Genomic DNA, 26,567 nt, shown 5'->3' on the forward strand with positions numbered 1-26,567 from the left:
CCCTCTGGCCTGCCGGCCATCTCCCCCACTTGTGGGGAGATTGGCTGTTGTTGCGGCTTTCGCCAATCTTCAACGTTGCAGAAAAGAGTGGGGCGCCAAAGCGGCCAATCTCCCCCCTTGTGGGGGAGATGTCCGGCAGGACAGAGGGGGGCGCCGTAGAGCGCTACCCTCCCAGAACATCGGACCCACCCCATGAGCACATCAGCGATCACCCCCGTCCCCTTCGGCCGCCGCCTAAAACGCTTCATGGCCGACCGGCCGCTCATCCCGCTGATCATCCTGCTGGTCATCCTGGTGGTGATCCTGCAGATCCTGCGTCCCGGCATCGTCAACGAGCGCTGGATCGCCAACACCATCAAATTCGCCATTCCGCTGGCGATCCTTGCCGGCTGCCAGACCATGACCATGCTGACCGGCGGCATCGACCTGTCGGTCGGCACGGTGGCGACGATGAGCGCCTTCATCATGGCGACGCAGATCGTCAACCAGGACCCGGCCGTGGCGTTCCTGCTGGCGATGATGCCGGCGGTGCTGATCGGCCTCGTCAACGGCATCGGCGTCGGCGTCTTCCGCGTCCACCCGCTGATCATGACGCTGGGCACCAGCCTGATCGGCACCGGCTGCCTGCAGGTCTACCAGCGCACGGTGATCGCGTCGGGCGCCAAGATCCCCGACTTCCTCGCTTGGCTGGGCACCGGCGTCACCTACGGCTTCCCCAACGCCCTGCTGCTCTTCGTGCCGCTGGCCGCGCTCATCGTCTTCACGCTCGCCCGCACCGGCTTCGGCCGCCTGCTCTACGCCGTCGGCGACAATGAGCGCGCGACGCGTCTGTCGGGCGTGCAATACTGGCAGGTCATAACGGCGCTCTACGTCACCTCAAGCGTGCTCGCCGGCATCACCGGCCTGCTCTATATCGGCCTGATCAAGGCCCCTTCCCTGTCGCTCGCCGAACCGCTGGTGCTGCCTTCGGTGGCGGCGGCCGTCATCGGCGGCACCTCCATCTTCGGCGGCCGCGGCGGCTACACCGGCACCATCATCGGCGCGCTGATCCTCACCGTGCTGACGACGCTCCTGACCATCCTGCAGATGCCGGAGGGGGCTAGAAGGATCTTGTTCGGGTTGATCGTGCTGTTCGTCACGGCGGCCTATTTGCGGATCGTCGAGGAGCGGTGAAAGGATCCCGCGAAGGCCACCGTTTTGGATCATCAAGCAATCCAGTGCCTGTGCACAAGAGATAAGCGGCGAAAGGATCGATTTTGAGAAACTCGCCGCTTCCGTATTTTTGCCAACTATATTAGTCCTTGTTGAAGTGTATTGGCGTGATGCCATTGGATACCACTATTTGTTTTCGGCCAGCGTTCACTTTGAACCATTGATTAACCGCCTATGCTTCATTCTGTGAATCGCATGCACAAGGCATGTGAAACACGAGAGCTTGCTCGATGCGGATCATGCCGGATTTCACCGTTACGATACAGAAGCTGATGTCGGCCAAGAGCGGCTTTGCAGGCGCCAACCAGCCCGCGTTCGCGAAAGCAGGCACGGCGCTGCGGACCGAGCCTCCTGTCATTCGTCCGGGTGCAACAGGTGATGAGGACGACGCCGAATACGATCCGTTCGGCAGCTTTGGCCAGGTCGCTGGGGCGCAGGCGTCTTCACCCATCAGTGCAACGTCCACCACGACGGCACAAGACCGTTATTTGCGCGCGGGCGAAGCCAACTTTGACGAACTCCAAGCGGAGTATACACGCTTCATCGGCTCGATGGTCGAGGCAGACCGCCGACACGAAGATTCCACCGTTGCGCGCAACTTCATCCCCACGGGCGAGACACCGGAAACGGTGATGGCGATGGGAGAATATGACTATATGTGGGCCGTCCAGGACGAGATGGAGGCCGCTGCCGACCGCAGCCCGCAGGCGCAGGCCAACAAGGCGATCAGCAACCAGAGCCTGACCTACGGTGATGCCGGCAGGATGACTTCCGATGCCCTGTTCAGCCTGCAGAAGGCCTTGCCAGCTTTGAACAGCGCCTTGGCGAGTGTCACCCCCGAGGCCATTGAAAAGCGCCTGCAAGGCATCGGCGACGACTCGAAACGCCAGCTTCTCGCGCAGCAACTGGCCAGGAACGATATGCTCTTTGCCAAGAGCAATCTGCGCTACGTCGCCAGGATAGTCAAAGGCATCGAGGGTGGCCCCAACAAGGTGACTGGCGACATCCTGCTCAAGAACGACCAAGGCAAGTACCAGCTGGGCGATTTCTCGATTTCGTTCAAGGGCGATGTGTTGCTGACCTCCAAGGACAAGTTCAAGGCATTCACCGGCTGAGCTTGTCCGAGGAGCCGGCCGTCTTGACGGCAACCAACTGATCGCTGGAACTATGGCCTAACGCCGGAACAATATCGAAAGAAGTGGAGCTGCCTTCCAACTGCCCGATGGTGGCGCCCGGCGGCCCGATAGCCAAGTTTATCCTCGATATCTAGGACTTCATTGCGACCACGCATGGGGCCTCCTGCAGATCGAGTATCCCGCCGTCCATGACGCGTGCTGCGTCGCGGCCGCGCGCCACCCCGAGCGCTTGGAGGGACCGCTTCACTCCGTCCACATCGCCCACCACCGGCTCATCGCCCCATCGGAATGGCGAGCGGTCGACGGTGTTATCACCGTCCAGTAAGGGCGGCGTCGTTGCGCACGCGGGCCTCACCAGAAGCCGATGAACGACCTCAATATCGCCGCGGGACCGATCGCCTGCCTGCAGGTGATGCGAAATCCGGCCCGGCCCGTTGCCTCAAGCACGTCGTCGTCGATGTCGCGCAGGATTCTGTGCGCATTGCGCCAGCCGATCCTGGCCAACGCGGCTGCCAGATCCGCCCGCGAGGGGTTAAACAGGCTCTCGTTGGCGGCCGGGTCCCCGGACCGGTCGATGTCATTGCTCGAGACAAGCGCGTGGCGTGGAATTGTCACGTCGGTGCTGGCTTCGAACGGCGTGGACAGATCGAGGAAACGGGAAATGGAACTCAGGCAAAGGGCCGGGGTCGCGACGAGTTGCTCATAGCATACGAAATGCACGGGCGTGCCGGTGCGGCGCAGCGCCTCCATAGCAAAGTAGAACTGGTTCCAGTAGTCGGCGGGTGCGCGGAACCTGTATTCCATCTGCGGCCGCGTGAAATCCTGCCTGATTTCGAAAGGCTGGTTCAGGAACGAACCGAAATGTTTGGCCGGCCTCAAAATGCTGTTGTGCCTGGTGAAACGGAACCAGGACAGGAGCTGAGTGATCGGGTCCTTGCTCATGACAATGATGGGCAAGTCGCCATATTGCAGCGCGCGCCCGTTCATCAGGGCCGGAAAGATCCCATGCTTCCAAAAACCCTGGTCAAAGACGACGGGCACGCCGAGATAGGCCTCGACCAGATGTTTTGCGAGATTCGTGCCCGATTTCGGCGTCCCCATGATGCGGATCCGGGCGACAGTGCCGCCGGCCTGCGTCCGCGATCCACCGGGACCTGGGCTAGTCATCGGCCCTCACAGCGCCAGGCTGCCCTGCTCCGCCGCCTCGGCGTTGGGGTCGCCCGGCGCGGTGGCCCAGGCGAGTTCGACCAGCGTCACCGTGCGCTTTCCCGTGCCGTCGAGCTGGCAGACGATGAGGCCCTGCTCCTCGATATAGGTCAGCAGCCGCCGGGCTCGGCGCATGGAGTGCGACCCATAGGCGCGGGCGATCGCGCCATCGCTCGGGCACGGCCAGCCCTCCTTCGCCGCGCGCGCGATCATCATGAACACGCCCTGCATGTCCTCTGGCAGCAGTGAGGCGCGCACCGAAACATCCCGCCACGCGTCATCCTCGGCCATGTCGGACCCCACCCCGGCACGGGCGCGTGTCAGCATGCGGCGAAATTCCTGGAGATCGGGTATGACCGAAGCCAGTCCCTCGATGCGGCAGCGCACGACGAATTCCTGGTAGAGGACGCCGATGACGCGAAATCCCGCATCGGGTTCGGCCAGGATGGCGCGCAGGATGCGGTCCATCCGCTCGCGCCGTTCGGCCAGATCCTCGGCGCTGGGCGCGGGCTCGGCCGGTTCGGGCCGAATGTCGCGCGGCGCCGATTTCGCCGCCATCAGCTGCTCCAGCAGATCCGGCGACGCCACCCGGCGCGGCGCGCGCATCGTCTCGGGCGGCGGGGCGGCCAGGATGATCGCGCGGGCGTCCTCGAGAGCGGATTCCGGCATCGCCATCAGCCTGGGCGTGCCGTTGCGCGGGCTGGTGTCGGTCGGGCCGATGCGTAGGCCGAGCGGGCGGCGCGACAGCGCCGGCCCCAGCGCCATGAACTGTCCGCGCTCCAGGTCGCGAAAGGCCTCCGCTTGCCGCCGCTCCATGCCGAGCAGATCGGCGGCGCGCGCCATGTCGATATCGAGGAAGGTGCGGCCCATGAGGAAGTTGGAGGCTTCCGCCGCGACGTTCTTGGCGAGCTTGGCCAGCCGCTGCGTGGCGATGATGCCGGCAAGCCCGCGCTTGCGGCCACGGCACATCAGATTGGTCATGGCGCCGAGCGAGAGTTTTCGCGCTTCGTCGGAAACCTCGCCGGCCACCGCCGGCGCGAACAGCTGCGCCTCGTCGACCACCACCAGCATCGGGTACCAATGGTCGCGCGCGACCTCGAACAGCCCGCCGAGGAAAGCAGCGGCGCGTCGCATCTGGTTCTCGGCGTCGAGCCCTTCGAGGTTGAGCACGGTCGAGACGCGGTGGATGCGCGCCCGCTCGCCGGCCGCCTGCAGGCCGCGCTCGGTGTGCTCCTCGGCATCGATCACCAGATGGCCGTAACGCTCGCCCAGCGAGACGAAGTCACCTTCCGGATCGACGATGGTCTGCTGCACCCAGGGCGCGCTCTGTTCGAGCAGGCGCCGCAACAGATGCGACTTGCCGGAGCCCGAATTGCCCTGCACCAGCAGGCGGGTCGCCAGCAACTCCTCGAGATCGAGCTTCGCCGGAGCGCCCGCCGTCGTGTGTCCCATCTCGATCGCAACGGTCATGCCAGACTCATCGGCTCCTTCGCAGACGGGCTTATCAACCCGATCGCGGCCCGTCGAGCCGCGCAGGCCAAGCGATTCGCGTTGCGCACAGCCGAGACAATGATGACGTGGCCACGATGGACGGCCGCAAACCGGCGCGCCGCCTGCCGGTTACTGCCTCGGGCCTGTGGATAGTAACCCCCTGTTCACCATGGGCCGGCGTTCCGATTGCGGGCACCAGGCATCCGCCTAACCTGACCCTGCATCGTGCCCCAACGTGATGCACCCAACGCCCCAAATGGCGGCCGGCGTCTTCAAGTTCCTCTGTGTATGCGCCGGTCGTCAGGTCTGTCCGTCACCTCATCGCTTCCTGCCTCGGCACCGGCGGCAAATGCGGTGCGGCCAGTCCCTTGAAGGGATCACGCCAGGCTTCGACGGCTTCGAGCCGGCGATACCAGCGGGCAAGAGCGGGATAATCACCGAGCGGCAGCCCGGCGACGTCGTTGAACGGCAGGAACGTCGCCATGCGGAAGTCGGCATAGGAGACCGAGTTGCCGACCAGCCATTGCCTGCCGACAAGCGTTGTCTCCAGGATCGCCGCCGTCGCTTGAAAAAGCTTCAGCCCCTCCGCGACCAACTGATGATCGATTGGGCCCAGCCCGTAGCGCTGCTTGGTGCCGCGCTCGAAATGCACCATGTCGCAGGCCCGCGCGAAATTCTCCTTGCCCCAGCTCAGCCAGCGGATCATGTCGGGCTCATCCTCACCGCCGCGCCAGAAATCCGAACCCATGTCGCGCGACAACCGGCAGGCTATGGCGTCGGCCTCCCACAAGCTGCCGCCCGGCCACGCCAGTATTGGAAGGGAAAGATTGGGATTGAGCGGCCGGAACCGCTCCGCTTGCCCCGGCGCGAACGGCGATGCGAATTCGAAGGTCAGCCTCGCCCCGAGATGACGCGCCACCGCGACCGCCAGGCGCGGATTGGGATTGCGGCTGAAGAACAGTTTTGTTTCCACCCCAGCCGGCATCGCCTCGCCCCTGTCACTCATGAATGCTCTCCTTGTCCCCGGCGACCACCGTCAGATCAAGGACGGATGCGGCTGGCGCAATCCGACAAATCATACATCCCACGGGAGCGGGCGGAACGAGCAGCCATCGAAACAGGATGGGTTGGGCAAAGTTTGGGTTGACCGTCTCCGATGGCGAGGCGACACTTCATCCCGCAGCAAGGCAGGAGGAAGAACGATGGATGAGCCCGACCGCTGGCGCCACATGTCGAACGCGCCGAAAGACGGCAGCCGGATTCTCGTTACGGTCCGCCCATCCGAACAGGGGCCGGCGGAAGTCGACCTTGCCTACTGGTCACGCGCCGATCAATTCGGTGAGGAAGGCTGGCGCGCTTCCGATTCCTCGCCTGGCCGCGTCGTCGAATATGCCGAGCCGGAGCTGAAATGCTGGATGCCGATGCCCTCGGCCAATCTCAGCCGGGGCGCCTCGATGCCGGCGCCCTGGGAAGGCGACGACGCGCAGCAGCTGGACGGCTCGGGGATTTAGCGCTCTTCCTCCCCTCTGCGATTGGCGAAATCGCCGAAACCGCCAATCTCCCCCCTCGTGGGGGAGATGTCCGGCAGGACAGAGGGGGGCGCCGTAGAGCGCCAACCTCAATCACAATCGAAACTGCCATGCCTCATACGCCATTGCCGCCGCAGAACCGAGCGAATGCTCGATCGATGCGCAAAGTCATGACCGACGAGGAGTTGAAGCTCTGGAATGAACTTCGCGCGCATCGGCTGATGGGGCTTGGCTTTCGAAGACAATTTCCGATTGCCGGCTATATCGCCGACTTTGCGTGCCCGCAGAAGAAGCTTGTCGTCGAACTCGATGGATCGCAGCATGGTGATGCAGATCTTGCAGTGAACGACACTGTCAGGACGAGGCGTCTGGAGCAGGACGGCTGGACCGTGCTCCGGTTTTGGAATGACGATGTCATCCGCGACATCGACAATGTCAGCCAGCATATTGTCATCATGGCGGGTTTGGGTGGTATCGAATGAAAGGCTGGCGGGACAGCGCCCCCCTCTGCCCTGCCGGGCATCTCCCCCACGAGGGGGGAGATTGGCAGCTTCGACGCCAGCTTTAAAACAAGAACGCCGCCGTCGCCGGGTTCGGACCGCCGCGGCCGTCGGCCGAATCCATGCCCGCGATCGTCTTCAGGTCCTGCGCGTCCAGTTCGAAATCGAAGACGTCGAAATTGGCGGCGATGCGATCCTGGCGGATCGACTTCGGGATGACGATCAGCCCCTGCTGGAGATGCCAGCGGATCATGGTCTGCGCGGCGGATTTCCCATGCTTCTTGGCAATGCCCGCAATGGTCGGGTCGCCGAGCAGCTTGCCGCTGCCCAGCGGGCTCCAGCTTTCCGTATGGATGTCGTGTTTGGCATGGAATTCCCTGAGCGCACGCTGCTGGAAACGCGGATGCAGTTCCACCTGGTTGACGCTTGGCACCACGCCCGTCTCGCCGATGATGCGCTCCAGATGATCAGGATTGAAATTCGAGACGCCGATCGACTTGATGCGGCCAGCCTGCTTCAGCTCGACGAGCGTCTTCCACGCCTCGACATATTTGTCCTGGCTGGGCACCGGCCAATGGATCAGGAACAGGTCGAGCTGCTCGACGCCGAGCTTCTTCATCGTGTCGTCGAAGGCGCGCAGCGCCGCATCGCGCTGGTGGGCGCCGTTGCGCAGTTTCGAGGTGATGAACAGCTCTGCTGCCGGCACGCCGGCGGCGCGGATCGCCTCGCCGACCCCTTCCTCGTTCTGGTAGCCCTCGGCGGTATCGATCAGCCGGTAGCCGGCCTCGATCGCCCAGCCCACCACTTGCGCGGTGATGTCGTGATCGACCTGCCACACGCCAAGGCCAAGCTGGGGAATGGCGGCGCCGTCGTTCAACGTGATCTGTTGGGGCATGGTCTGGTCCTTTTGCGGGGGGATGGTCCAGCCTATCTAGGCTCGACGCCGCGCAACGGCCAGTCGCCGGGGGAAAATTCGCCGGGGGAAAATTCGTGTCCCTTCACCTCGGCCGGCGCACCGCCCTCACCACGCCGGCGTTTCCGCTGCCGCAGAAGAGGCGGTCGCCGCCATCGGATTCCAGTCCCGAGACGCCCATGCCGGCAGGCATGTCGAGCTTCTCCAGAACCTTGCCCGTTTGCGGGTCGACGCGGCGCAGATCGCTCTCGTCGCCCTCCCAGGTGGCGTGCCACAATTCGCCGTCGACCCAGGTCACCCCTGTGACGAAACGGTTGGATTCGATGGTGCGCAGGATTTTTCCGGTCTCGGGATCGATCTGGTGGATCTTGCGCTCCCGGTGCTGCCCCACCCACAGCGTGCCCTCGGCCCAGGTCAGCCCGGAATCGCCGCCATTGCCGGGTGCCGGAATGGTGGAAAGCACCTCGCCGGTATCGGGATCGATCTTCTGGATGCGGTCCTTGGCGAGCTGGAAAAAATGCCGGCCGTCATAGGCGGTGCCGGCATGCGCCGCGACATCGATCGAACGCAACGCCTGTCCGCTCTCCGGATCGAAGGCATTCAGCCTGTCGCCCGAGGCGAACCAGACGTTCTTGCCGTCAAAGCTCACCCCGGCCACCGTCTTGGCGCCGGGAAAAGGTCCGTATTCCCTCAGGATTTCGGCCGCCGAATGCTTCATGTCTTTGTCCTCGATGGTGGTCGTCATCCCGCTGACGTCTGGGATCATGTTCCAAGGTGGGTCGAGAGTCTGAATATCAATGCACCTTAGCCATCTGGCAGCGGCGCGGGGAGTAACAAGGTGGTCGTGAATCCCGCCACCGGCGGCGTCATCCAGCGGCGCGCCCGGCCATGGCCGAAGGACTGCACCTTGCCGGCCTCGGCAAGCGGCTCGAGCGCCCGCTGCACGCTGCGCTGGCCGGTTCCGAGCGCCAGCGCCAGGGCCGAACTCGACCAGGCCTCGCCGTCGGCGAGCAAGGCAAGCACGGCCGCGTGCCGCTCCTCGATCGGCCGCGCCAGCACCATCACCGCGTGCGCCTGGCGCGGCGCCAGCGTGAAGCCATGTTTGGTGGCGCTGATGCCGGCCAGTGGGCGAAGCTCGGCGCGCAGCCGCCCGATCTCGACGCGCAGGCGCGCGCGATGCGATTCATCGGCATGCCTGCCGCCGAAGGCCCGCGCCACGAGTTCCCCCCGCGACACGTCCCCTGGCCAGGCTTCGGCGAGCGTCCGCGCCAGGGCGAACAGCACAGGCCGGCTCGCCAGCGAGATCGTGACCCCGCCGCCGCGCAGGGCGTAGCGGAAGGCATCGACGATCAGCGCCGGCGATCCCTGCAACGCCTCGACCTCCTCGAGCAGCACCGGCAGCTCCCTGCCCTGCGCGATCAGCCGCGCCGCGGGCGTCTCCAGCGCCTGGCTTGCGCTCTCGACCTCCGCGATGAGGCCGGGAATGCCGGCTATGTGGGCGGCATGGCGCGCCCATTCCAGCGCCGCGCGCGCCGGCCTGGTCCGCAGGCGCCGCATGGCGATGCCGGCGACGGCAAGCTCGTGCGCGGCCCTGGCCGCCGGCGGAAGCGGCGCCGGGTCGAGCCCGGCCAGCACATGCTCGGCCTCGTCGAGGCGGCCGATCAAGAGCAGCCGCCGCACCTTGAGGTGGCCGGCATGCGCCGCGTTCAACCGGTCGCCATGCTTTTCCAGTGCCGCGCGGGCCGCGTCGAGCGCCTTGGCCGGCCAGCCGAGATCACGCGAGACCAGCGCGATCTCGGCCTCGGCGACGACGCAGCGGGCGCGCGCGACTGCCTCTTTCGGGTTGAACGCGCGCGCGGCCCGCCGCAACAACAGCTTAGCGCGATCGAAGTCGCCGAGCTGCGCCATGGCGATGCCGCGCAGCGCCAGCGCCGGCGCATCCTCGCGCAGGGCGACGCGGTCGAGCGCACCGAGCGCATCGCCCGAAGCCAGCGCCAGCGCCGCCGCGTTGATCAGCGAGTCCATTCAAATCCCGTCACACTTGTAACTCCCACCTCGGCGCGGCGCTGCCCTACCTTAAGTCAGTACCGTCAACCAGCAAGTCGTGCCGGCAATGACGGCACGCAAGGGAGAACCAGAAAATGCCTGCCTCCACCGACCTCGACCTCGCCACGGCGAATGATACGGCCAAGCACGCCGCACGCCACCCCTGCTGCGCCGGGCCGGAACTCGCGGATTTCGCCGCGCCCGCAACGCCCCGACATTCCCAGGCAACACCACACCGCAACGACGCCACGACTGGCAAAGGAGAAGACCAATGAACATGACGATGAAGATGCCACCGATCGTTTCACGGCAAGACTGGGAAGCCGCTCACAAAGCGATGTTGGTGAAGGAGAAGGCGACGATGCGCGCCAGGGATGCGCTGTCGGCCGAACGCCGCCGCATGCCGTGGACGGAAGTGGACAAGGCCTATGTTTTCGATGGCCCCGACGGCAAGGTCAGCCTGCTCGACCTGTTCGAAGGCCGCCGCCAGTTGATCGTCTACCGCGCCTTCTTCGAGCCCGGCGTCTATGGCTGGCCCGATCACGCTTGCCGCGGCTGCTCGCTCGGCGCCGACCAGGTCGGTCACCTCGCCCATCTCAACGCCCGCAACACCACGCTCGCCTACGCTTCGCGCGCCCCGCAGGCCGACATTGCACGGCTGAAGCAGCGGATGGGCTGGGAGATTCCCTGGTACACCATCACCGACAGCTTCGACAAAGACTTCGGCGTCGACGAATGGCACGGCCACAACGTGTTCATTCATGATGGCGACCGCATCTTCCGCACCTATTTCATCAACAACCGCGGCGACGAGGCGTTGGGTACTGTCTGGAGCTATCTCGACGTCACCCCGCTCGGCCGCCAGGAGACCTGGGAGGACTCGCCCGAAGGCTACCCGCAGACCCCGCTCTACAGCTGGTGGAACTGGCACGACAATTACGAAGCTGGGGCCGACAAGAAATGGGCCGAAGTGTCAGCCGCCGGCGAGGCCGCGTTCCGCGACAAGAGCGAGTAGCAGCGCTTGGCGGGAAAGGGTGGCACGCCCCATCCTGCCTGGTTTCCTCTCCCTCGCGGAGCGGGGGAGAGGAACCCAACTCCTTGCCAACCATCAAGGGAAAAGGCCATGAGCGACATTCATTCCGGCTCCGGAAGCGCGACCCCCGAAAACACCGCCACCCCCGGCATCGCCGACTGGCTGTGCCTCGCCGCGGCGCCGACCTTCGCCCTGATGGCGCTGGTCTCCTGTCTTCAGGGCGGTGGCGCCGCAATGCTGTGCATGGGCGCCTCGCCTCTTACCGGCATGCCGGCAATGTATCTCCTGATGAGCGCCTTCCATCTGACGCCCTGGCTGCGGGTGGTTTCCGGCCGGCGGGCCCGGTAACGGCCGCCGCCCTGTAACCCCACCACAGGCCGGAGAGAGACAGGGCCTCGGACCTGTCAGAGGGTCGGTTCATGCTGGTAAAGCTCATCCATGCTGAGCGACGCCAGGGCCGCGAATGGGGCCTGCTTCTTCACACGGCCGCCGCTCAGGATCACCACGTCATCGCAGAACGAGATGGTGCTGTGGTGATGGCTGATCACGAGGGTCGTGCGGCGGCCGGCTCTCGACTTCAACGTCTCGACGATCGCCGCTTCCGACAGTCCGTCCACGGCATTCGTGGCTTCGTCCAGGATGAGCAGATCAGGATCGCGCACCAGCGCCCTCGCCAAGGCGATCCGCTGCCTTTGTCCCGCTGACAGATTGACACCCCTGTAGCCGACGACGGTGTCGTAGCCCTGGGGCAGATGTTCAATGAACTCATGCGCTTCGGCCAGTCTCGCGGCACGCTCGGCATCGCTGCTCGTGGCGCCATCCTGGCCGTAGGTTATGTTCTCGGAAATGGTGCCGTCCACCAGTTCCAGCTCCTGGCTGGCAAGCGCGACGTGCTTTCGCCACTGGCTGGGGTCGATCCGGTCGAGCGGCGATCCATCGACAAGAATCCCCCCGGAGCTCGGCTCGACAAAGCGGCACAGGAGATTGACGATCGTCGTCTTGCCCGCGCCCGACCGGCCGATGAGCGCCGTCGAGCGGCCGCTTCGGATATCGAAAGTCGCCGAATGCAGCGCCGCCGCGCGTGCGTCCGTGCCGGAATAGGTAAATGCCACGTCGTCGAAGCTGATCCCTTGCCGCAAACCGTGGAATGGCCCGTCGCCTTGCGGAGGCTTGGGCTTGTCCGCCGGATCCAGCATCCAATCGACCTCTTCGAGCGACCCGCTCAAGCCTTGCAGCTGGCTCCACGACATTTGCAAAGCCCGCATATGCGGCTGCAGCCGGTAGAGCAGGATGACGAATGCGACGATCAGCGGGAAGCTCACATTGGCGAACCATGCGCCGATCACCACCGCAAGGAACAGCATCGCATGGAGAACCTCGGTCAGCGGTGGCAACGCCCCCTGCCGGGTAAGCAGGACGAAAGCAGCCCGGCGCACCGCGTCCGATGCCTGGTCGAACACCGCTTGCTCGCGGCTCTCCTGTCCGAAGATACGGATCAGGCGCCCGGCATGGACAAGGTGCAGCATCTGCGATGCGAGATCGCTGTTGCGGGAGGCGACGCTGCGGCTGGGCGCTTTCAGATTGGCCGAGAGAACGGCATGGACGACCTGGATGAGGGCCAGGCCCAATGTGACCAACAGTGTCATCTGCCACGACAGCAGGAGCAGGAACGCCAGCAGGATGATGGCCGCCGATGCGCTGACGATGGCCGACAGCATGATCTGGATCGCATCCGATGCCCGCCAGGATTCGTTCGAGATGATGTTGAGCAGCCGTCCGGGACTTTGCTGCAGGAAGAACGGGTAACCTATCCTGAGGAGCTGCTCCGACAGCGCGCTGCGGATCGAATGGCTTGCCTTGCCGTAAATGAAGGTGGTGAGCAGCGTGTTCGCGAATGCGAACACGTTCTTCAGGATGATCGAGCCGAGGATGGCGACCGAAATGACGATCAGCCGGTCGCGCTCGTCCAGGCCCGATCCGAAATACTGAAAGACGGCGGACAAGCCGGCCATTCCGGCCGCATCCGCGTGTCCCATGATTATGCCCAGCAAGGGGATGATCAAGCCTATGCCGAACCCTTCGAGGGCGGCGCCGACTAGACCAAGAACCACCACGGCCGGAAGCAGTCGCAACTGCTTCGTTCCGAGCGCGCGGCCGAGCATCGGCAAGCTTGGCGGCAAAAATCGCATTATGGCCTGTCACCTCGCCTGGGCATCTGCCTGCCGATCCTGCGGCACTTGCACTTCTTGCGGCCATCTCGCCAGCAAAAGAACCGCAAATCTGGCCGCGCCGGTCAGATTCATGACGACGATCGGCCAATGCGACAGCTGGAGTTCGCGGTCGAACCGCGGACCACCCGCCAACTCCCGCAAAGCCCCTCTCGTGGCCCAATAGAAATGGCGAAGCAGCCAGGGCGCATGGCGGACATGTTTCAGGCAAAGGGCGCCATTGCCGAAGCTGTAGTCGCGGTGGAGCTTTTCGATCGATTTGCGGTCTCGCCGGCCATGATAATGGAAAACTGTCATATCGGGCACATATTCGACCGGGATGCCGAGCAGCATCGCTCGAACAAGGTAATCCGTGTCTTCCGCTGACCGCAGCGGGCCGCCGGCGCCGAACCGTTCGTCGAAATGACCGATACGGGCCGCGACATCGCGGTGCATCACCATGTTGCAGCCAAGCACGAAGCCGCCCGGATGAACATCGGGGGTGAGCCGCTCGCGCACCCGCGAGCGCTTGATCGTGAACGGCAAATCCCTGGGATCGCCGAGTTCGACGCAGCCGCCACGGATGAGCCATTGTTCGCCGGAAGCATAGTGTCGTTCCAGATCGCGGAGGTAATCGCCATCGATCTCGCAATCATCATCGACGAAGACCAGGACGCGGCCGCGCGCGCGCGCCACACCGGCGTTGCGGGCGGCGGCCAATCCGGGGCGCGGCTCGCGCACGGCTGTGAACGGGATATCGGATATTTCGGCGATGCCGGCCAGGCGCTCCGCCGTGCGGTCGACCGAACCATTGTCGACGACCACGAGTTCGGCCGCGAAGCCGGCATGGGCGCGGCACGCGCTTTGGACCGACCTGATGCAAGCCTCGAGCACGGCGACACGGTTGCGCGTGCATATGATGAAGCTGACCGCCGGCGGCGACCGCTCGGGCCGGGGATCGACGGGAACGAGCTCCGTCCGGCGATCGCGCTGCGTGGGTGGGCGGGCTTTGACGATCATCCCTGCGGCTAGCTCAACTGATGGGACGCCAGGACCGCAGCGGCAGGCGTGGATTTCAGGTACCGCGCCACGGCGTCCGCCTGGCGGCCGGCCGACATCGAGACAAGACTGAACCATGGCGCGTAGGCGGCGGGACGCAACGCGTACTTTTCGCGGCGTCGAATGAAATCCCATTTTGCGGTCCGCGTCAGGAATTCGTGCGTCAGCGGAGGTTGCATTTCGTCGCCTATGAGTTGGTAGAGGAAATAGAACAGGTTCAGCGCGCCGGCCGCAAAACTCGGCCGCGTTTCCGTCGGCAGCGCGGAGATCCTCGCCTCGAGTGCAAGAATGAACGCGGCGGCCCGGCGAACCGTGTCGGTCGAAACGGCCTCGCCGATGTCGCGCAGATCGCGCGTGTCCTGTGCCAGGCCTTCCCGCTCGAGGTTCTCGGCCACGATCGTCAGATGTGTCCGGCGCATCTCCTTCCTGTGCCTGCTCGTTACGCTCCCGTCATGGATACGGTAGACGATCAGGTTTTCGGGGATCATCGCCGCCGGATAACGATCGGCGAGCCGCCTGAAGAGGTCGAAATCCTCGGCGTGTTTGTATTTCGGATCGTAGAATAGAACGTCCTCTTTTATGACTTTCCGGTTGTATACAACCGTGGAATGCATGAATATCGTGAAGAACATCGACAATATACGGAGCTGGCCGAACCGGAAGACCGGATCGGGTGTACCCTTGGCGACGCGGTTGCGAAGCAAGGTATCGAAGCCGGCGCCACACAGAGCGAGATCGGGCTGCCGGTCGAACAGCGCCACCTGGCGCGACAGGCGTGACGGATAGGCGATATCGTCCGCGTCCATCCTGGCGATAAGGTCGCCCCGAGCGACAGCCAAACCCTCGTTGAGGGTTGCGATGAGGCCCCGGTTTTCGCGGGAGATGATGGAGATCCGATTGTCGGCCTGCCGGTGCCGCTGCAGGATTTGCAGGGAGTTGTCCGTCGAGCCGTCGTCGATCGCAATGACCTCCAGGCGATCGTGGTCCTGCCGCAGGATGCTGCCGAGCGCGGTGCTGAGATAGGGTCCCGCGTTGTAGACCGGCAGCAGAACGGATACCAAGGGAGCGGCCATGGTCAGCTCCGATCCGTTCGTTGAAGATCGCCTGCCGCCTCGCGGCCATCGAGCAATCCACCGGGATAAGCCCCTGCCGCGCCTCTGGGCCATCCGGCGTCGGTCGTATCGGCGCGGGCCCGGATGCGCGTGCCAGCTCCTGGCGCGACATAGGGAAAGTAGCGCTTGAAGCTGTTGAGCGGCTTTTCGAAAACCAGCCACGATACCGACGCCAGGATAAGGGTGGCCGTTCCAGCAACCAGGAACCGACCCGCCCCCTGCTCCGAGACGTTGACGGGGATCCACGGCTGGGACTTGACGGCCAACGACAGGAGTATGGGGTGGTACAGATAGACGCCATAGCTGACGCGGCCAAGGGCGGTGAGCGGCGGCAGTTCGAGAAGCCAGCCCCGGTACCCCCGATGGCCTCGAGAACAACTCGCGACGATCATCACGAGAGGCCCGAGCGGAAGGATTTGCGACAGCAGCCAGCGGCCCCATTCCTGGACAGTGTCCGGCGGCGCCGGAGCAAACCACTGCAGGGCGAAAAACGCGACCGCGAGCGCCGGCCAGCCAAGCCGTAACCACTGTGGCAAGACGGTGGCCCTGGTTCGGTAGACGGCAAGCCACGCACCCGAGGCGAGCGCGTCCATGGAAGCCGGTGGAAGCAGATCGCGCGCCAGCGCGGGGGTTCCAGTGATCGGCCAGTAAAAGCGATACGACAATGACAGCACGATGACGCCGATGCAGATCGCCTCGAGGCGGCGGCGTGGCGCCAGCAAGACGACCAGCGGCCAGGCGATATAGAACTGCTCCTCGATGCTCAGGCTCCAGAAATGGCAAAGCAGCCAGGGCGACCAGTCATTGCGCAGCGCGTACCAGAAATTCGACAGGTAAAGCGCATGCCAGATCAGCGATCCCCTGGAATGCTCCAGGTCAACCATCCAGACGACGCCCAGCACGGCAAAATAGGGCGGGAATATTCGCAGTGCCCGCCTGATGTAGAAGGATCTCAGCGCGGGCGCGGCCTCAAATTCAGCCGCCGAACGCGCTTCCAGGAGAAGGCGCGTGATGAGAAAGCCGCTCAGCACGAAGAACAGCCGCACGCCGATGTGGCCCCAGAAAGAAGAGCCTCCCGCCGCGAAGAAATGGGAATACAGCACCAATGTGACGGCGATGGCCCTCAATCCGTCCAGCTGGGTATCGCGAGAGTTTCCCATCAGCCGCTTCCCCCGGCGGAACATCTCTGATGAGGCTGCCGGGGCATCCCCACGAATTCCCGGCTTCGAGAGTCAAAGGGGTTCGCAACGGACGACCCGCATCCTTGCCGGCGCTTATGTTCGCCAAAGCGCCGACAATGCAAAATCCACGCTCCACGGGCCCGCCCGGGACGGGTCCGATATCGCATATCTGCCAGCGGAAAGCTCAAGTTGGTCAACTTGACGGAACCCTCGCCGCGCGTTTCCAGTTGGCCAATGAGTGCTTCCGCGCAATGGTGCGGCGCAACACAAAAGATTTACCGTGCTGAAATAGTTTTGTGAAGCGAGGGCTAAAAACCGACTAAAAACCGCCCTGATTTTGCCGCTAACGCCAAAGAGGCCGTTAATCGTGCGAAGTGCATGAGGTTGTTCGGGTAAAGACACACATATTACCGGTTGCATCTCGGGAAAAACATCCAGATTTTTCTACAAAACATCGAAAATTATATTTTCAATATGCCATTATAGCAAAATTAGACCGAGAATTATACGAAATAATTGGTCTTTTGCGGCGCAGCATAGCCGATCACCGCTCAGAATCGAAGCCGGGACTGGCGCGTCTGGTGCAGTCCAGGCGCCTCTTCATCCCGCCTTTACAGCCCCGAACCGCAAGCCATCCATCAACAGCTTGACCAGCCGGCGCGAGCGGTCGCGCCATTCAGGGGTGTCGGGTGCCGAGTAGATGCCGCCGAGCGCATGCAGCACGTCGGAGGCATCGACGTCGCCGCGGATCGTGCCGTCGGCGACCGCCGCCTCGACCAATTGCCGCAGCGCCTGCGACACTCGTCCCGACGTGTCGGAAAACAGCGTCGAATTGGTGGTGAGAAGGATGCGCAGGCTGGTCGCCAGGCCGCGCTTGGTGGCGATATAGTCGACGAAGCGGCGCATCCATTCTTCCAGCGCGACATCCGAGGGATGTTTTGCCGCAAGCTCGCCAGCCGCTGCGCACAACCCCTCCACCTCGCGGCGATAGACCACCTCGACCAGATGCTCGCGCGTAGGGAAATGGCGGTAGAGCGTGCCGATGCCGACGCCGGCGCGCCGGGCGATCTCCTCCAGCGAGGCGTCGATGCCGCGCTCGGCGAAGACCGAAGCCGCCATCTCGACCAGCCGGTCGCGGTTGCGTTGCGCATCCGCGCGCAACGGCTTGTCGGCGGCGGCGGGTTTTTGGTCGACGGTTGTGACGGGCTCAAAAGCCAATTTTTTCTCCACCAGGGATATGGGGGCTTGAACCATGCCTGGCCAGCCCCCACGTAAATAAACGGAGGCGCCTCCGTTTTAGTGGAGCACCTTTATCATATAATCAGGGAGCCCGGTATGTCACGTCTTTCGAAGCCGCAAGCTGTCAGCTTCCTCACCCGCGGTGGATTGGCTGTCGCCTGACCTTGCCCTTCCCTTCCAAAGCGCCAATTCATTCCCTCAGCGTCAAGCAACTGGAGCCAGACGCCCATGACGAAAATCCCCGTCCATCTCGATATCAACGGCCGGCATCACGAGTTGCAGCTCGAACCGCGTGTCACGCTGCTCGATGCCTTGCGTGACAGGCTCGGCCTGACCGGCACCAAGAAGGGCTGCGACCACGGCCAGTGCGGTGCCTGCACCGTCCATGTCGACGGCGAGCGCGTGCTGGCCTGCCTGATGCTGGCAGCCCAGGCCGAGGGCCGCACCATCACCACCATAGAGGGGCTTGCACGGGAGGGCGAACTGCATCCCGTGCAGGCTGCCTTCCTCGAACAGGACGCCTTCCAGTGCGGCTATTGCACATCAGGCCAGATCATGTCGGCGGTGGCCTGCATCCGCGAGGGCCATGCCGGATCGGACGAGGAAATCCGAGAATACATGGCCGGCAATCTCTGCCGCTGCGGCGCTTATCCGCACATCGTCGCCGCCGTGCGCCAGGCAGCGTTGGAGGCCGCGTCATGAGGGATTTTTCCTATCTTCGCGCCACCTCGGCCGACGCCGCCCGCCAGGCGGCCGCGCTCCCCGGCGCCATGCTGCTCGCCGGCGGCACGACGCTGATCGACCTCGCCAAATGCGGCGTCGCCGAACCAGACACGCTGGTCGACATCACCCATCTCGACGGGCTGGACCGGATCGAGATCGACGAGCGCGGCGCCATCATCGGCGCGCTCGCGACGATGAGCCATGTCGCCGACCACGCGGACATCAAGGGCCGCTTCCCCGCCATCTCGGAGGCGCTGTGGCAAGCGGCTTCGGCGCAGATCCGCAACATGGCGACCATTGGCGGCAATCTCATGCAGCGCACGCGCTGCCCCTATTTCCGCGATCCCTCGAATTTTGCCGCCTGCAACAAGCGCGAACCAGGCAGTGGCTGTTCGGCGATCGGCGGTGTCACCAGGGGCCATGCCGTGCTTGGCACCAGCGAGGCCTGCATCGCCATGTATCCCGGCGATCTCGCCACGGCGCTTGTCGCTTTCGATGCAACAGTTCATCTCGGCGATCGGCGCATCCTCGTCGATGACTTTTTCCTGCTGCCCGGCACGACGCCGGACAAGGAACACGCGATCGAGCCGGGCGAGATGATCACCGCCATCGAAATCCCCTCCTCCGCGGCCGTCCGGCGTTCGACCTATCTGAAGGTCCGCGACCGGCAGTCCTACGAGTTCGCCGCCGCCAGTGCAGCCGTCGGCCTCGAACTGGAAGCTGACGGACGCACCATCCGCGACCTGCGCGTAGCGCTCGGTGGCGTCGCCACCAAACCCTGGCGGGCGCGCGCCGTGGAAGACGCCTTGAAAGGCAAGATGCTGGAGCCGGAAGCTGTTCGCGCCGCCAGCCTGCTCGCCGTCGAAGGCGCTGTCGACCATGGCGCCAACCACTACAAGATCGAGCTCGCGCCGCGCGTCGTCGCACGGGCTATCCTCAAGATGGGAGAAACGGCATGACCGTTCACGACATCAGAGTTGGTGAATCGAAACGAGGCGATGCATCCGACGGCGGCGCCGACGCGGTCGGCGGCCGGCTGTCGCGCGTCGACGGCCCGGCCAAGATCACGGGTGCGGCCAAATACGCCGTCGAGCAGCAGCTCGAAGGGCTCGCCTATGCTGTGCTGGTCGAAAGCACCATCGCATCCGGCAAGGTGCGCGCCATCGACAGCAAGGCGGCCGAGGCGGCACCGGGCGTGCTCAAGGCGCTGACGCCAGACACCATCATCAGCCTGAAAACCGCTTCGGACTGGTTCGGCACCCCGCCGCCCGACAGGCCCTATTGTCCGCTGGCGCGCGACATCACCTTCTCGGGCCAGCATGTCGCGGCCGTCGTCGCCGAGACCTTCGAGCAGGCCGTGGCCGCCGCGGCGATGGTCAAGGTCAGCTACGACGAGGCGCCTTCCATCGTCGACCTCAGCGACGGCAAGGCCGGCGACGGCATCCCCGTCGATGCCATGACCAAGGAATGGGGCGACGCCCAGGCCGCCTTCGCCTCGGCCCCGGTGCGGATCTGCGCCGCCTACAACACACCACGTGAATACCAGGCGCCGATGGAGCCGCATGGCCTGATCGCCCGCTGGGAAGGCGACCACCTCACCGTGTGGGAGCCGAGCCAGTGGCTGGACGGCATGGCGCGCACCTATGCCGAATGGTTCGCCGTGCCGTTCGAGAATGTCCGGCTGGTGTCGCCCTATGTCGGCGGCGGCTTCGGTTCCAAGGCGCTGGCGCTCAGCCATGGCGCGATTGCCGCAAGTGCCGCCAAAATGCTTGGCCGGCCGGTGCGGCTGGTGATGACGCGGGCACAGACCTTCACCGGCTATGGTGGCCGCGCCGCGACCCGCCAGACGGTGACGATCGGCGCTGACCATGACGGCCTGATCCAGTCGATCGTGCATCGCGGCGTCAACGAAACGTCGATCGACGGCATGTGGGTCGAGCCGCTGGGCTCGGTCACCTCGATCATGTACGCGACGCCGAACTTCTCCTCCAGGCAGAATGTCGTAAGGGTGAATTCGGTGGTGCCGGGCGCCATGCGCGCGCCGGGCGAAAACCCGTCGGCCTTCGGCATCGAAAGCGCCATCGACGAACTCGCCTACGAGGTCGGCATCGATCCGCTGGAAATCCGGCTGCGCAACTACGCCGAGCAGGATCCGCATGCCAAAAAAGCCTGGTCGACCAGGCAGTTGCGCGAGGCTTTTGCGGCAGGCGCCGAACGCTTCGGCTGGGCCAGGCGCACGCCCGAGCCACGCTCGATGCGCGACGGCAACCATCTGATCGGCTGGGGCGTGGCCGCCGGCACCTATCCGGTGCGGCGCGCCTATGGCGAGGCGGTGGTGCGCATCCTGGCCGACGGCTCGGTCGAGGTCGAAAGCTCCTCGATCGACATGGGCCAGGGCACCTACACCATCCTGGCGCAGACTGCCGCCGAGACGGTCGGCGTGTCCGCTGACGACGTCGTGGTGAAACTGGGGGACTCCCGCTTTGCCCGTGCCGGCGTCTCCGGCGGTTCGCGGCTGGCCGGCGTGATGACCGGCGCGGTCTACAAGGCGGCGACTTCGGCGCTCGACCAGCTGATCGGTCTGGCGATCGGCGATCCACGCTCGCCCTTCCACGCGCTGCAGGCCAACACTTTGGTCGTCGCCAATGGCCGCATCACCGCGCCACGCGGCGATGGCCCCGATGTCTCGATCGCCGAGCTGCTCAAAAGCGTCGGCCGCCACCGCATCGAAGCGACCGGCGACACCATGCCGGCCAATTCGACGGCGGAAGACCGCTACAAGAACTACACCACCATCGCCATGGCGCTGCCGCACACCGAGGGCGACTATTCCCGCCACTCCTGGTGCGCGCATTTCGTCGAGGTGCGCGTCGACGAGGATTTCGGCACGGTGTGCGTGTCGCGGGTGGTTTCGGCGCTGGATTCGGGCCGGCTCTACAATCCGAAGCTGGCCGAAAGCCAATGGAAGGGCGGCATCATCATGGGCATCGGCCAGGCGCTGCTCGAAGAAGGCATCGTCGACCGCCGCCACGGCCGCATCGTCAACAACAACCTCGCCGACTATCTCGTCCCCACCAATGCCGACATCCCCGACATTGAGGTGATCTCGGTCGGCATCCCCGACCTGCATTCCTCGGTACTCGGCGGCAAGGGCGTCGGCGAACTGGCGATCGTCGGCATGGCGCCGGCCATCGCCAATGCGGTGTTCCACGCGACGGGAAAGCGGATCAGGGATCTGCCGATCACGCTGGAGAAGCTGATCTGAGCGCGTAATCTCCCCCCTCGAGGGGGAGATGTCGCCGAAGGCGACAGAGGGGGTCGTCTCGCGTGAAGCGCTAACCTCCGATCGTCGCAAGAAAGTCGCGCCCAGTCGAACCGACCCCCTCTGGCCTGCCGGCCATCTCCCCCTCGAGGGGGGAGATCACTTTCCCTACCATTCCAATGCGAACGCCAGCTTGCCGAAATGCAGGCCGCCGGCGGCCATGTGGGCGTAGGCTTCGGTCGCTTGATCAGGTGAAAACACCTTGTCGACCACCGGCTCGATCCGGGCCGCGCCGATGGCCCTGGCGGCGTCGAAAAGATCGGACACCGATCCGGTGTTGTTGCCGGTCACCTTCAGCGCCTTGATGATGATCGGCAGCAGGTTGATCGTGGCTTCGGCGCCGGTGACGAAGCCGATAGTGAACAGCGTGCCGCCGGGCGCGGTGGCGTTGACGGCGCGGGCGAAGGTGGCGGTGCCGCCGGTCTCGACGACAAGATCGGCGCCGCGGCCATCGGTCAGTTCCAGCACCTTGCCGTCCCAGTCTGATGTCGCGCGGTAGTTGATGAGATGATCGGCGCCGAGCGCCTTTGCCCGCTCCAGCTTTTCGTCCGACGACGAGGTGATGATGACGGTGGCGCCGGCGGCTTTCGCCAGCTGCAGGGTGAAGATCGAGACGCCGCCAGTGCCAAGCAGCACGACGACCGAGCCCGGACCGACATTGGCGGCGCGAATGGCGTTCCAGGCGGTGGTGCCGGCGATCGGCAGCGTCGAGGCCGCCTCGAAGGACAGATGCGCCGGGACCGGCACCACCGAATTTGCCGGCAGCGCGACATATTCCGCCAGCGATCCGGGCAGCGAAACACCGCGCATCTGCGTCATCTCGTAGGGCCGCGGCGGCCCGCCGATCCAGCGCGGCTTGGCATGCGCGACGACGCGATCGCCGATGGCGAGCCTCGTAACGCCCTCGCCCAGCGCGACGATCTCGCCGGCGGCGTCGGCGACGGGGATGAGCGGGAAGCTCGGCCCGGGATAGTTGCCGCTCGCCACCGCCACATCGACGAAATTGAGGCTCGCCGCACGCTGGCGGATCAGCACCTCGCCGCGCTGCGGTTCGGGAGTTGCAACGGTGGCGGCGCGGAAGGCGTCCAATCTGGGCTGGCTGAGTTCGATGGCTTTCATGATTTCACTCCGGTGGAACGATTTGATGGATTGAGTGAACCTATTTGCTGCGCTATCTCTGGATAATCCTTGTTTTCTGCAATTGAGAACTGTGAATAATGCAGCAATCTCACGAACCCGCGGCCCTTGCCGAGATGGCTGCCTTCGCCGCCATCGCCGAGGCGCGTTCCTTCACCAGGGCGGCGGCCCGTGTCGGGCGCGACGCGACCATCCTGTCGCGGCGCCTGCAGTCGCTGGAGGCGCGGCTGGGGGTGAGGCTGCTCTCGCGCACGACGCGCAGCGTGTCGCTGACCGAAGCGGGTGCCGAATTCCTGGTGCGTGTGCGCGCCATCCTCGCATCCGTCGACGAGGCCGAGGCCGTCGCGTCCGCGCATGCCGGGGGCGGCCCGCGCGGCCTGCTCAGGCTGGCGCTGCCCGGCACGTTCGGGCGCATGTGGATCGGGCCGCTGCTGCCTCAATTTCTTGCCGAATTTCCCGATGTCCGCATCGAGGCTGAATTCTCCAACCGCTTCACCGATCTGGTCGCCGAGAATTTCGATGTCGCCGTGCGGCTGGGCAGCCTGGAGGATTCACGCCTGGTGGCACGCAAGGTGGCGACGCGGCGCCGGCTGCTCTGCGCCGCTCCCTCCTATCTCGCCCGCAGGGGCAGGCCGGAGACACCGCAAGCGCTGCTCGACCATTCCTGCCTGGGGTTCTCGGGCTTCCAGACCTTTCCGGCCTGGGAGATGACCGACCGCGAGGGCCGGCGTGCGCGTGTCGAGGTTTCGGGGCCGTTGGTCACCGACGATGCCGAGGTGCTGGTCCAGGCCGCCGTGCAAGGCATCGGCCTGATGATGAGCACCGACTGGCTGGTCGGCCGCGAACTCGCCGATGGCCGGCTGGTATCCGTTCTGGAGGAGTGGACGCTGGCGGACGAAGGCGCGGTCTATGTCGTCACGCCCTCGGCCAAGGGAAAAGCCGCCAAGACCCGCGCCTTCGCCGACTGGATCGGCAAGCGCTTCGCGCCGGAGCCGCCCTGGCGGCGGTAAAGCCTCTGACCCGCTGGCGGTAGAGACTACGCGCTCCGCCTTCAGGGTCCGTGAGCCGCCAGCGGCGTGCCGATATCCGACACGAGTTTGACGAGGTCGGCTTGGCGTCTCGTGCCGGTTTTGGCGAAGATTCGATTGAGGTGGGTCTTCAAGGTGTTCTCACCGATGCCGAGCGACGACGCGCTCTTGGACGCTGACAATCCGCTGCCGATCCGCAGCAGCACCCGCGCCTCCGCGGGTGTGAGGTCGAACAGCGTGGTCAGAACGGCCTCCGGGAGGGGAGAAGACGATGTCGTCGTCGATATGAACACTGCCGCGCATGCCGGCCGGAAAACCGCGCGCGCCGTTCCTTCAGTCAGCGGCAACACATAGGCAACGGCGGGCGGCTGGCCCTGGGCCGAAACCGGCAGCCCTATGCCGCGCGCGCCAAGCGAAGCATCCGCGCTCGCCGCACTGGCGATCGCGTCCAGGAGGGCGCGGGCCACCACCGGATTCTGTGCCTGGAGCACGCCGTTCCTGGAGAGAATGGGACCCTGCACCGAAAACATCTGTTCGGCGGCCGCATTCGCATGGAGGATTGCTCCGTTGGCGTGGGTAAGCACGACAGGCACAGCCAGATGATCGAGCGCCTGGCGATAAAGATGGGTGGTGACGCGGCCCTGGTCGAGCAGATCTCCGATCAGCGAAGCACGGCGCAGATGCGGCGAGAGCAATGCCAGGAAATGCTGCTCTTCGATCGAAATACCTCCCCTGCTGGCGCGCGTGGTGCAGCCCAAAAGCCCGATTCGGTCCGGCGTATGAACGAATTTGGTGATGCAAGCCTCGCGCAGTCCCTGCGGTTTGGCCCAGTTCTGAAAAAACGGCGTCAGCTGGAGTTCGCTTTCGCTCATGAGCGACAGCGTCGCAACCGGCCGGTCGACATCGCCGACCACCGCTGCCTTCAGTCCGGGAATTCCATCAAAGTCATAGTCCTCCTCTAGCACCCGCATCTGCACGGGATCCCAAGGCGATTGAGCCGCGAAGCGGCCGCTATTATGGGCGGTGCCGGCAAGGGCGATGGTGGTGTAGGCCGCGTCGACGGCTTTCGTGATGCGGGTCATGACTCCGGCCCAGCCTTCCGGGTTCAAGACGCAATCATAGATATCGCCGATAATCGAACTCAGGACTTCGCTGCTCAGCCTTTCCACCACACCTCCAGGCACGCCCCGATCTCGCCTCGGAGGAATTTGTGACGTCATACTTTTGGATGACGCCAGTCGCGGCCGCTCTCGACTATGGGTTCAACTTGATCGCCTGAACGCCGGGCCGCCACTGTTGCCGGTTATTGTCGCAATGGAAAGCATCGCGTTCGATATTTTTTAAGCCGTGGATACTTGTCGAGGTTCCCCATTGTCTCGAAAGACGGTGTTTTCATCGGCGCGGTTGTCACCGCATCTTGACGAACGCGAACGATTTTCCCTGTGGCAAAACATCCATGTCGCGGAAATATTGTCGGTCGAACACGGCAGTCCGGAAAACCTGCCCTTCGAAGCGTCCATCGAGGCCACGGCTGTCGGTTCAGTGGTTCTCGGCCAGATGTCCGGAACCATCGAGCAGGCGACAAGGAAAGCGAGCAACATCGCCAATGACGGTTATCTGTTGCTGATCAACAAGGCCGCCACCGTGTTGTCAGGGGTACAGGTCGGCCGCGAATATGCCGTCGGTCAGGGAGAGGCCGTGCTCGTCACTGCATCGGAAGCTCTGAAAATGACCGGTGCCGACAGCAATGTCTGGACGAATGTGGTGATCCCACGCGCGATCCTCCTGCGTGCCTTCCCGCAGATCGATGACAGGCTGGGGTTGAAGATCGGCGCCGACAGCGAAGCCCTCGATCTTCTCAAACGCTATTGCCTGCTTCTTGAAAGCGGCAGCCCGCTTGCCTCGGCGGATCTGATCACGCACGCGACGGACACGATCGTGGATCTGATCGGCCTGGCGACCGGCGCGAAAGGTCGGGCTGCCGAACTGGCCGGGCTTCGAGGCCTGCGCGCTGCCAGGCTGGAGGCCGTCCTGGCAAGGATCGCCGAGGATTTTATCGATCCCGGCATCTCCGCCCAAAGTGTGGCGCAACAACTCGGCCTGTCGGTGCGCTACGTCCACGACCTCCTTCAGGAGACGGGAATGAGCTTCTCCGAACGCGTTCTCGAACTGCGTTTGCAGAGCGCCCACAGGATGCTCTCGCACAAACACAGCGACATGCGGGTCAGTGACATCGCCCTGACAAGCGGATTCAGCGACGTATCGTACTTCAACCGCTGCTTTCGTCGCCGCTTCGGCTATACGCCGACAAGCGCCAGATAAGTTTGCACCTTTCGGTCCGATATCAGCCCGTGCGAGGCCGAATCCGCAGCGCCTGCGCGACCGATGACGCCGAACTGCCACAGTGCGCGCAAAAGACGCTGCTTTTCGCTCCAGTCCAATTCCAGTGCCGCCCTGCCCAAGACAAGGCCGGGCTCCAATGACATGTCAGCC

24 protein-coding genes and 1 pseudogene are annotated in these 26,567 nt (G+C 64.5%); 12 read left to right on the forward strand and 13 right to left on the reverse strand.

Annotated features, from left to right (window positions below; translation table 11 throughout):
• Positions 1–192: 192 nt before the first annotated feature.
• The 3 genes and pseudogenes from EN851_RS30510 to EN851_RS30520 all read left to right on the forward strand — a co-directional run.
• Positions 193–1,173, forward strand: coding sequence for an ABC transporter permease (locus EN851_RS30510; RefSeq protein ID WP_135930666.1), 981 nt, complete (start codon positions 193–195; stop codon positions 1,171–1,173).
• 278 nt (positions 1,174–1,451) lie between these two features.
• On the forward strand, positions 1,452–2,327 hold the full coding sequence (locus EN851_RS30515) for a hypothetical protein (RefSeq protein WP_135930667.1): 876 nt from the start codon (positions 1,452–1,454) through the stop codon (positions 2,325–2,327).
• Positions 2,328–2,577: 250 nt separating this feature from the next.
• Positions 2,578–2,673: pseudogene (locus EN851_RS30520) on the forward strand (protein usg); the annotation flags it as partial.
• A gap of 26 nt (positions 2,674–2,699) precedes the next feature.
• On the opposite strand, the gene EN851_RS30525 reads toward EN851_RS30520, so the two are convergent.
• The 3 genes from EN851_RS30525 to EN851_RS30535 all read right to left on the reverse strand — a co-directional run bounded on the left by EN851_RS30525 (position 2,700) and on the right by EN851_RS30535 (position 6,051).
• Positions 2,700–3,515 (reverse strand): sulfotransferase domain-containing protein, encoded by an 816-nt coding sequence (locus EN851_RS30525; RefSeq protein ID WP_135930668.1) that lies wholly within the window; start codon positions 3,513–3,515, stop codon positions 2,700–2,702.
• Positions 3,516–3,521: 6 nt separating this feature from the next.
• On the reverse strand, positions 3,522–5,024 hold the full coding sequence (locus tag EN851_RS30530) for an ATP-binding protein (protein ID WP_127870338.1): 1,503 nt from the start codon (positions 5,022–5,024) through the stop codon (positions 3,522–3,524).
• Positions 5,025–5,358: 334 nt separating this feature from the next.
• Positions 5,359–6,051 (reverse strand): glutathione S-transferase family protein, encoded by a 693-nt coding sequence (locus EN851_RS30535; protein ID WP_189521963.1) that lies wholly within the window; start codon positions 6,049–6,051, stop codon positions 5,359–5,361.
• A 196-nt stretch (positions 6,052–6,247) separates the two neighbouring features.
• Between EN851_RS30535 and EN851_RS30540 the strand changes: the two genes are divergently transcribed.
• Together EN851_RS30540 and EN851_RS30545 are read left to right on the forward strand one after the other, a co-directional pair.
• Entirely contained in the window at positions 6,248–6,556 is a 309-nt protein-coding gene (locus tag EN851_RS30540; RefSeq protein ID WP_135919393.1) for a hypothetical protein, read from the forward strand.
• A 128-nt stretch (positions 6,557–6,684) separates the two neighbouring features.
• Entirely contained in the window at positions 6,685–7,056 is a 372-nt protein-coding gene (locus EN851_RS30545) for an endonuclease domain-containing protein (protein WP_135919394.1), read from the forward strand.
• An 82-nt stretch (positions 7,057–7,138) separates the two neighbouring features.
• Here the strand turns inward: EN851_RS30545 and EN851_RS30550 are convergent, their stop codons facing one another.
• From EN851_RS30550 to EN851_RS30560, 3 genes are all read right to left on the reverse strand, one after another.
• Positions 7,139–7,969, reverse strand: a complete 831-nt coding sequence (locus EN851_RS30550; protein ID WP_135866085.1) for an aldo/keto reductase — start codon at positions 7,967–7,969, stop codon at positions 7,139–7,141.
• Positions 7,970–8,072: 103 nt separating this feature from the next.
• Positions 8,073–8,705: a PQQ-binding-like beta-propeller repeat protein gene (locus tag EN851_RS30555; RefSeq protein WP_127279056.1), complete on the reverse strand. Its 633-nt coding sequence runs from the start codon at positions 8,703–8,705 to the stop codon at positions 8,073–8,075.
• A gap of 86 nt (positions 8,706–8,791) precedes the next feature.
• Positions 8,792–10,012 carry a helix-turn-helix domain-containing protein gene (locus EN851_RS30560; protein WP_135930669.1) on the reverse strand — a complete coding sequence of 407 codons (1,221 nt, stop codon included), beginning with the start codon at positions 10,010–10,012 and terminating at the stop codon, positions 8,792–8,794.
• Between the two features lie 292 nt (positions 10,013–10,304).
• On the opposite strand from EN851_RS30560, the gene EN851_RS30565 reads away from it, so the two are divergent.
• Both EN851_RS30565 and EN851_RS30570 read left to right on the forward strand, forming a co-directional pair.
• On the forward strand, positions 10,305–11,048 hold the full coding sequence (locus EN851_RS30565) for a thioredoxin family protein (protein WP_127280553.1): 744 nt from the start codon (positions 10,305–10,307) through the stop codon (positions 11,046–11,048).
• 108 nt (positions 11,049–11,156) lie between these two features.
• Entirely contained in the window at positions 11,157–11,414 is a 258-nt protein-coding gene (locus EN851_RS30570; RefSeq protein WP_127280552.1) for a hypothetical protein, read from the forward strand.
• 56 nt (positions 11,415–11,470) lie between these two features.
• On the opposite strand, the gene EN851_RS30575 is transcribed toward EN851_RS30570, so the two are convergent.
• From EN851_RS30575 to EN851_RS30595, 5 genes are all read right to left on the reverse strand, one after another.
• Entirely contained in the window at positions 11,471–13,258 is a 1,788-nt protein-coding gene (locus tag EN851_RS30575) for an ABC transporter ATP-binding protein (RefSeq protein WP_189521969.1), read from the reverse strand.
• A 6-nt stretch (positions 13,259–13,264) separates the two neighbouring features.
• Positions 13,265–14,293, reverse strand: a complete 1,029-nt coding sequence (locus EN851_RS30580) for a glycosyltransferase (RefSeq protein ID WP_135930671.1) — start codon at positions 14,291–14,293, stop codon at positions 13,265–13,267.
• Positions 14,294–14,301: 8 nt separating this feature from the next.
• Positions 14,302–15,405: a glycosyltransferase family 2 protein gene (locus EN851_RS30585; RefSeq protein WP_135930672.1), complete on the reverse strand. Its 1,104-nt coding sequence runs from the start codon at positions 15,403–15,405 to the stop codon at positions 14,302–14,304.
• A 2-nt stretch (positions 15,406–15,407) separates the two neighbouring features.
• Positions 15,408–16,604, reverse strand: a complete 1,197-nt coding sequence (locus tag EN851_RS30590) for an acyltransferase (protein WP_127280758.1) — start codon at positions 16,602–16,604, stop codon at positions 15,408–15,410.
• Between the two features lie 621 nt (positions 16,605–17,225).
• Positions 17,226–17,843 (reverse strand): TetR/AcrR family transcriptional regulator, encoded by a 618-nt coding sequence (locus tag EN851_RS30595; protein WP_135930673.1) that lies wholly within the window; start codon positions 17,841–17,843, stop codon positions 17,226–17,228.
• 249 nt (positions 17,844–18,092) lie between these two features.
• Between EN851_RS30595 and EN851_RS30600 the strand changes: the two genes are divergently transcribed.
• From EN851_RS30600 to EN851_RS30610, 3 genes are read left to right on the forward strand one after another with little or no spacing between them, the layout of a single operon-like run.
• On the forward strand, positions 18,093–18,566 hold the full coding sequence (locus EN851_RS30600; RefSeq protein WP_127280642.1) for a (2Fe-2S)-binding protein: 474 nt from the start codon (positions 18,093–18,095) through the stop codon (positions 18,564–18,566).
• Positions 18,563–19,546, forward strand: coding sequence for a xanthine dehydrogenase family protein subunit M (locus EN851_RS30605; RefSeq protein ID WP_127870326.1), 984 nt, complete (start codon positions 18,563–18,565; stop codon positions 19,544–19,546). The genes EN851_RS30600 and EN851_RS30605 overlap by 4 nt, the downstream gene beginning before the upstream one ends.
• Positions 19,543–21,852: a xanthine dehydrogenase family protein molybdopterin-binding subunit gene (locus EN851_RS30610; RefSeq protein WP_135930674.1), complete on the forward strand. Its 2,310-nt coding sequence runs from the start codon at positions 19,543–19,545 to the stop codon at positions 21,850–21,852. The genes EN851_RS30605 and EN851_RS30610 overlap by 4 nt, the downstream gene beginning before the upstream one ends.
• A gap of 165 nt (positions 21,853–22,017) precedes the next feature.
• Here the strand turns inward: EN851_RS30610 and EN851_RS30615 are convergent, their stop codons facing one another.
• Positions 22,018–23,028 (reverse strand): NAD(P)-dependent alcohol dehydrogenase, encoded by a 1,011-nt coding sequence (locus EN851_RS30615; RefSeq protein WP_135866062.1) that lies wholly within the window; start codon positions 23,026–23,028, stop codon positions 22,018–22,020.
• Between the two features lie 98 nt (positions 23,029–23,126).
• Here EN851_RS30615 and EN851_RS30620 point away from each other — a divergent pair, with 98 nt between their 5' ends.
• Positions 23,127–24,056 carry a LysR family transcriptional regulator gene (locus EN851_RS30620; protein ID WP_127870323.1) on the forward strand — a complete coding sequence of 310 codons (930 nt, stop codon included), beginning with the start codon at positions 23,127–23,129 and terminating at the stop codon, positions 24,054–24,056.
• A gap of 41 nt (positions 24,057–24,097) precedes the next feature.
• On the opposite strand, the gene EN851_RS30625 is transcribed toward EN851_RS30620, so the two are convergent.
• Positions 24,098–25,243, reverse strand: a complete 1,146-nt coding sequence (locus EN851_RS30625) for a helix-turn-helix transcriptional regulator (RefSeq protein WP_135930675.1) — start codon at positions 25,241–25,243, stop codon at positions 24,098–24,100.
• 388 nt (positions 25,244–25,631) lie between these two features.
• On the opposite strand from EN851_RS30625, the gene EN851_RS30630 reads away from it, so the two are divergent.
• Positions 25,632–26,396 carry a helix-turn-helix transcriptional regulator gene (locus tag EN851_RS30630; RefSeq protein ID WP_348630739.1) on the forward strand — a complete coding sequence of 255 codons (765 nt, stop codon included), beginning with the start codon at positions 25,632–25,634 and terminating at the stop codon, positions 26,394–26,396.
• The last annotated feature ends 171 nt before the right edge of the window (positions 26,397–26,567 follow it).

This window comes from Mesorhizobium sp. M8A.F.Ca.ET.208.01.1.1, from assembly GCF_004791315.1.
Taxonomy (GTDB): Bacteria; Pseudomonadota; Alphaproteobacteria; order Rhizobiales; family Rhizobiaceae; genus Mesorhizobium.

Coding starts and splice junctions, on each gene's coding strand:
- EN851_RS30525 (WP_135930668.1), bottom strand. CDS start 3,515: ATGACTAGCCCAGGTCCCGGTGGATCGCGGACGCAGGCCGGCGGCACT.
- EN851_RS30585 (WP_135930672.1), bottom strand. CDS start 15,405: ATGGCCGCTCCCTTGGTATCCGTTCTGCTGCCGGTCTACAACGCGGGA.
- EN851_RS30630 (WP_348630739.1), top strand. CDS start 25,632: ATGTCCGGAACCATCGAGCAGGCGACAAGGAAAGCGAGCAACATCGCC.
- EN851_RS30620 (WP_127870323.1), top strand. CDS start 23,127: ATGCAGCAATCTCACGAACCCGCGGCCCTTGCCGAGATGGCTGCCTTC.
- EN851_RS30570 (WP_127280552.1), top strand. CDS start 11,157: ATGAGCGACATTCATTCCGGCTCCGGAAGCGCGACCCCCGAAAACACC.
- EN851_RS30580 (WP_135930671.1), bottom strand. CDS start 14,293: ATGATCGTCAAAGCCCGCCCACCCACGCAGCGCGATCGCCGGACGGAG.
- EN851_RS30605 (WP_127870326.1), top strand. CDS start 18,563: ATGAGGGATTTTTCCTATCTTCGCGCCACCTCGGCCGACGCCGCCCGC.
- EN851_RS30515 (WP_135930667.1), top strand. CDS start 1,452: ATGCCGGATTTCACCGTTACGATACAGAAGCTGATGTCGGCCAAGAGC.
- EN851_RS30615 (WP_135866062.1), bottom strand. CDS start 23,028: ATGAAAGCCATCGAACTCAGCCAGCCCAGATTGGACGCCTTCCGCGCC.
- EN851_RS30600 (WP_127280642.1), top strand. CDS start 18,093: ATGACGAAAATCCCCGTCCATCTCGATATCAACGGCCGGCATCACGAG.
- EN851_RS30555 (WP_127279056.1), bottom strand. CDS start 8,705: ATGAAGCATTCGGCGGCCGAAATCCTGAGGGAATACGGACCTTTTCCC.
- EN851_RS30510 (WP_135930666.1), top strand. CDS start 193: ATGAGCACATCAGCGATCACCCCCGTCCCCTTCGGCCGCCGCCTAAAA.
- EN851_RS30565 (WP_127280553.1), top strand. CDS start 10,305: ATGAACATGACGATGAAGATGCCACCGATCGTTTCACGGCAAGACTGG.
- EN851_RS30545 (WP_135919394.1), top strand. CDS start 6,685: ATGCCTCATACGCCATTGCCGCCGCAGAACCGAGCGAATGCTCGATCG.
- EN851_RS30550 (WP_135866085.1), bottom strand. CDS start 7,969: ATGCCCCAACAGATCACGTTGAACGACGGCGCCGCCATTCCCCAGCTT.
- EN851_RS30540 (WP_135919393.1), top strand. CDS start 6,248: ATGGATGAGCCCGACCGCTGGCGCCACATGTCGAACGCGCCGAAAGAC.
- EN851_RS30535 (WP_189521963.1), bottom strand. CDS start 6,051: ATGAGTGACAGGGGCGAGGCGATGCCGGCTGGGGTGGAAACAAAACTG.
- EN851_RS30530 (WP_127870338.1), bottom strand. CDS start 5,024: ATGACCGTTGCGATCGAGATGGGACACACGACGGCGGGCGCTCCGGCG.
- EN851_RS30610 (WP_135930674.1), top strand. CDS start 19,543: ATGACCGTTCACGACATCAGAGTTGGTGAATCGAAACGAGGCGATGCA.
- EN851_RS30590 (WP_127280758.1), bottom strand. CDS start 16,604: ATGGGAAACTCTCGCGATACCCAGCTGGACGGATTGAGGGCCATCGCC.
- EN851_RS30560 (WP_135930669.1), bottom strand. CDS start 10,012: ATGGACTCGCTGATCAACGCGGCGGCGCTGGCGCTGGCTTCGGGCGAT.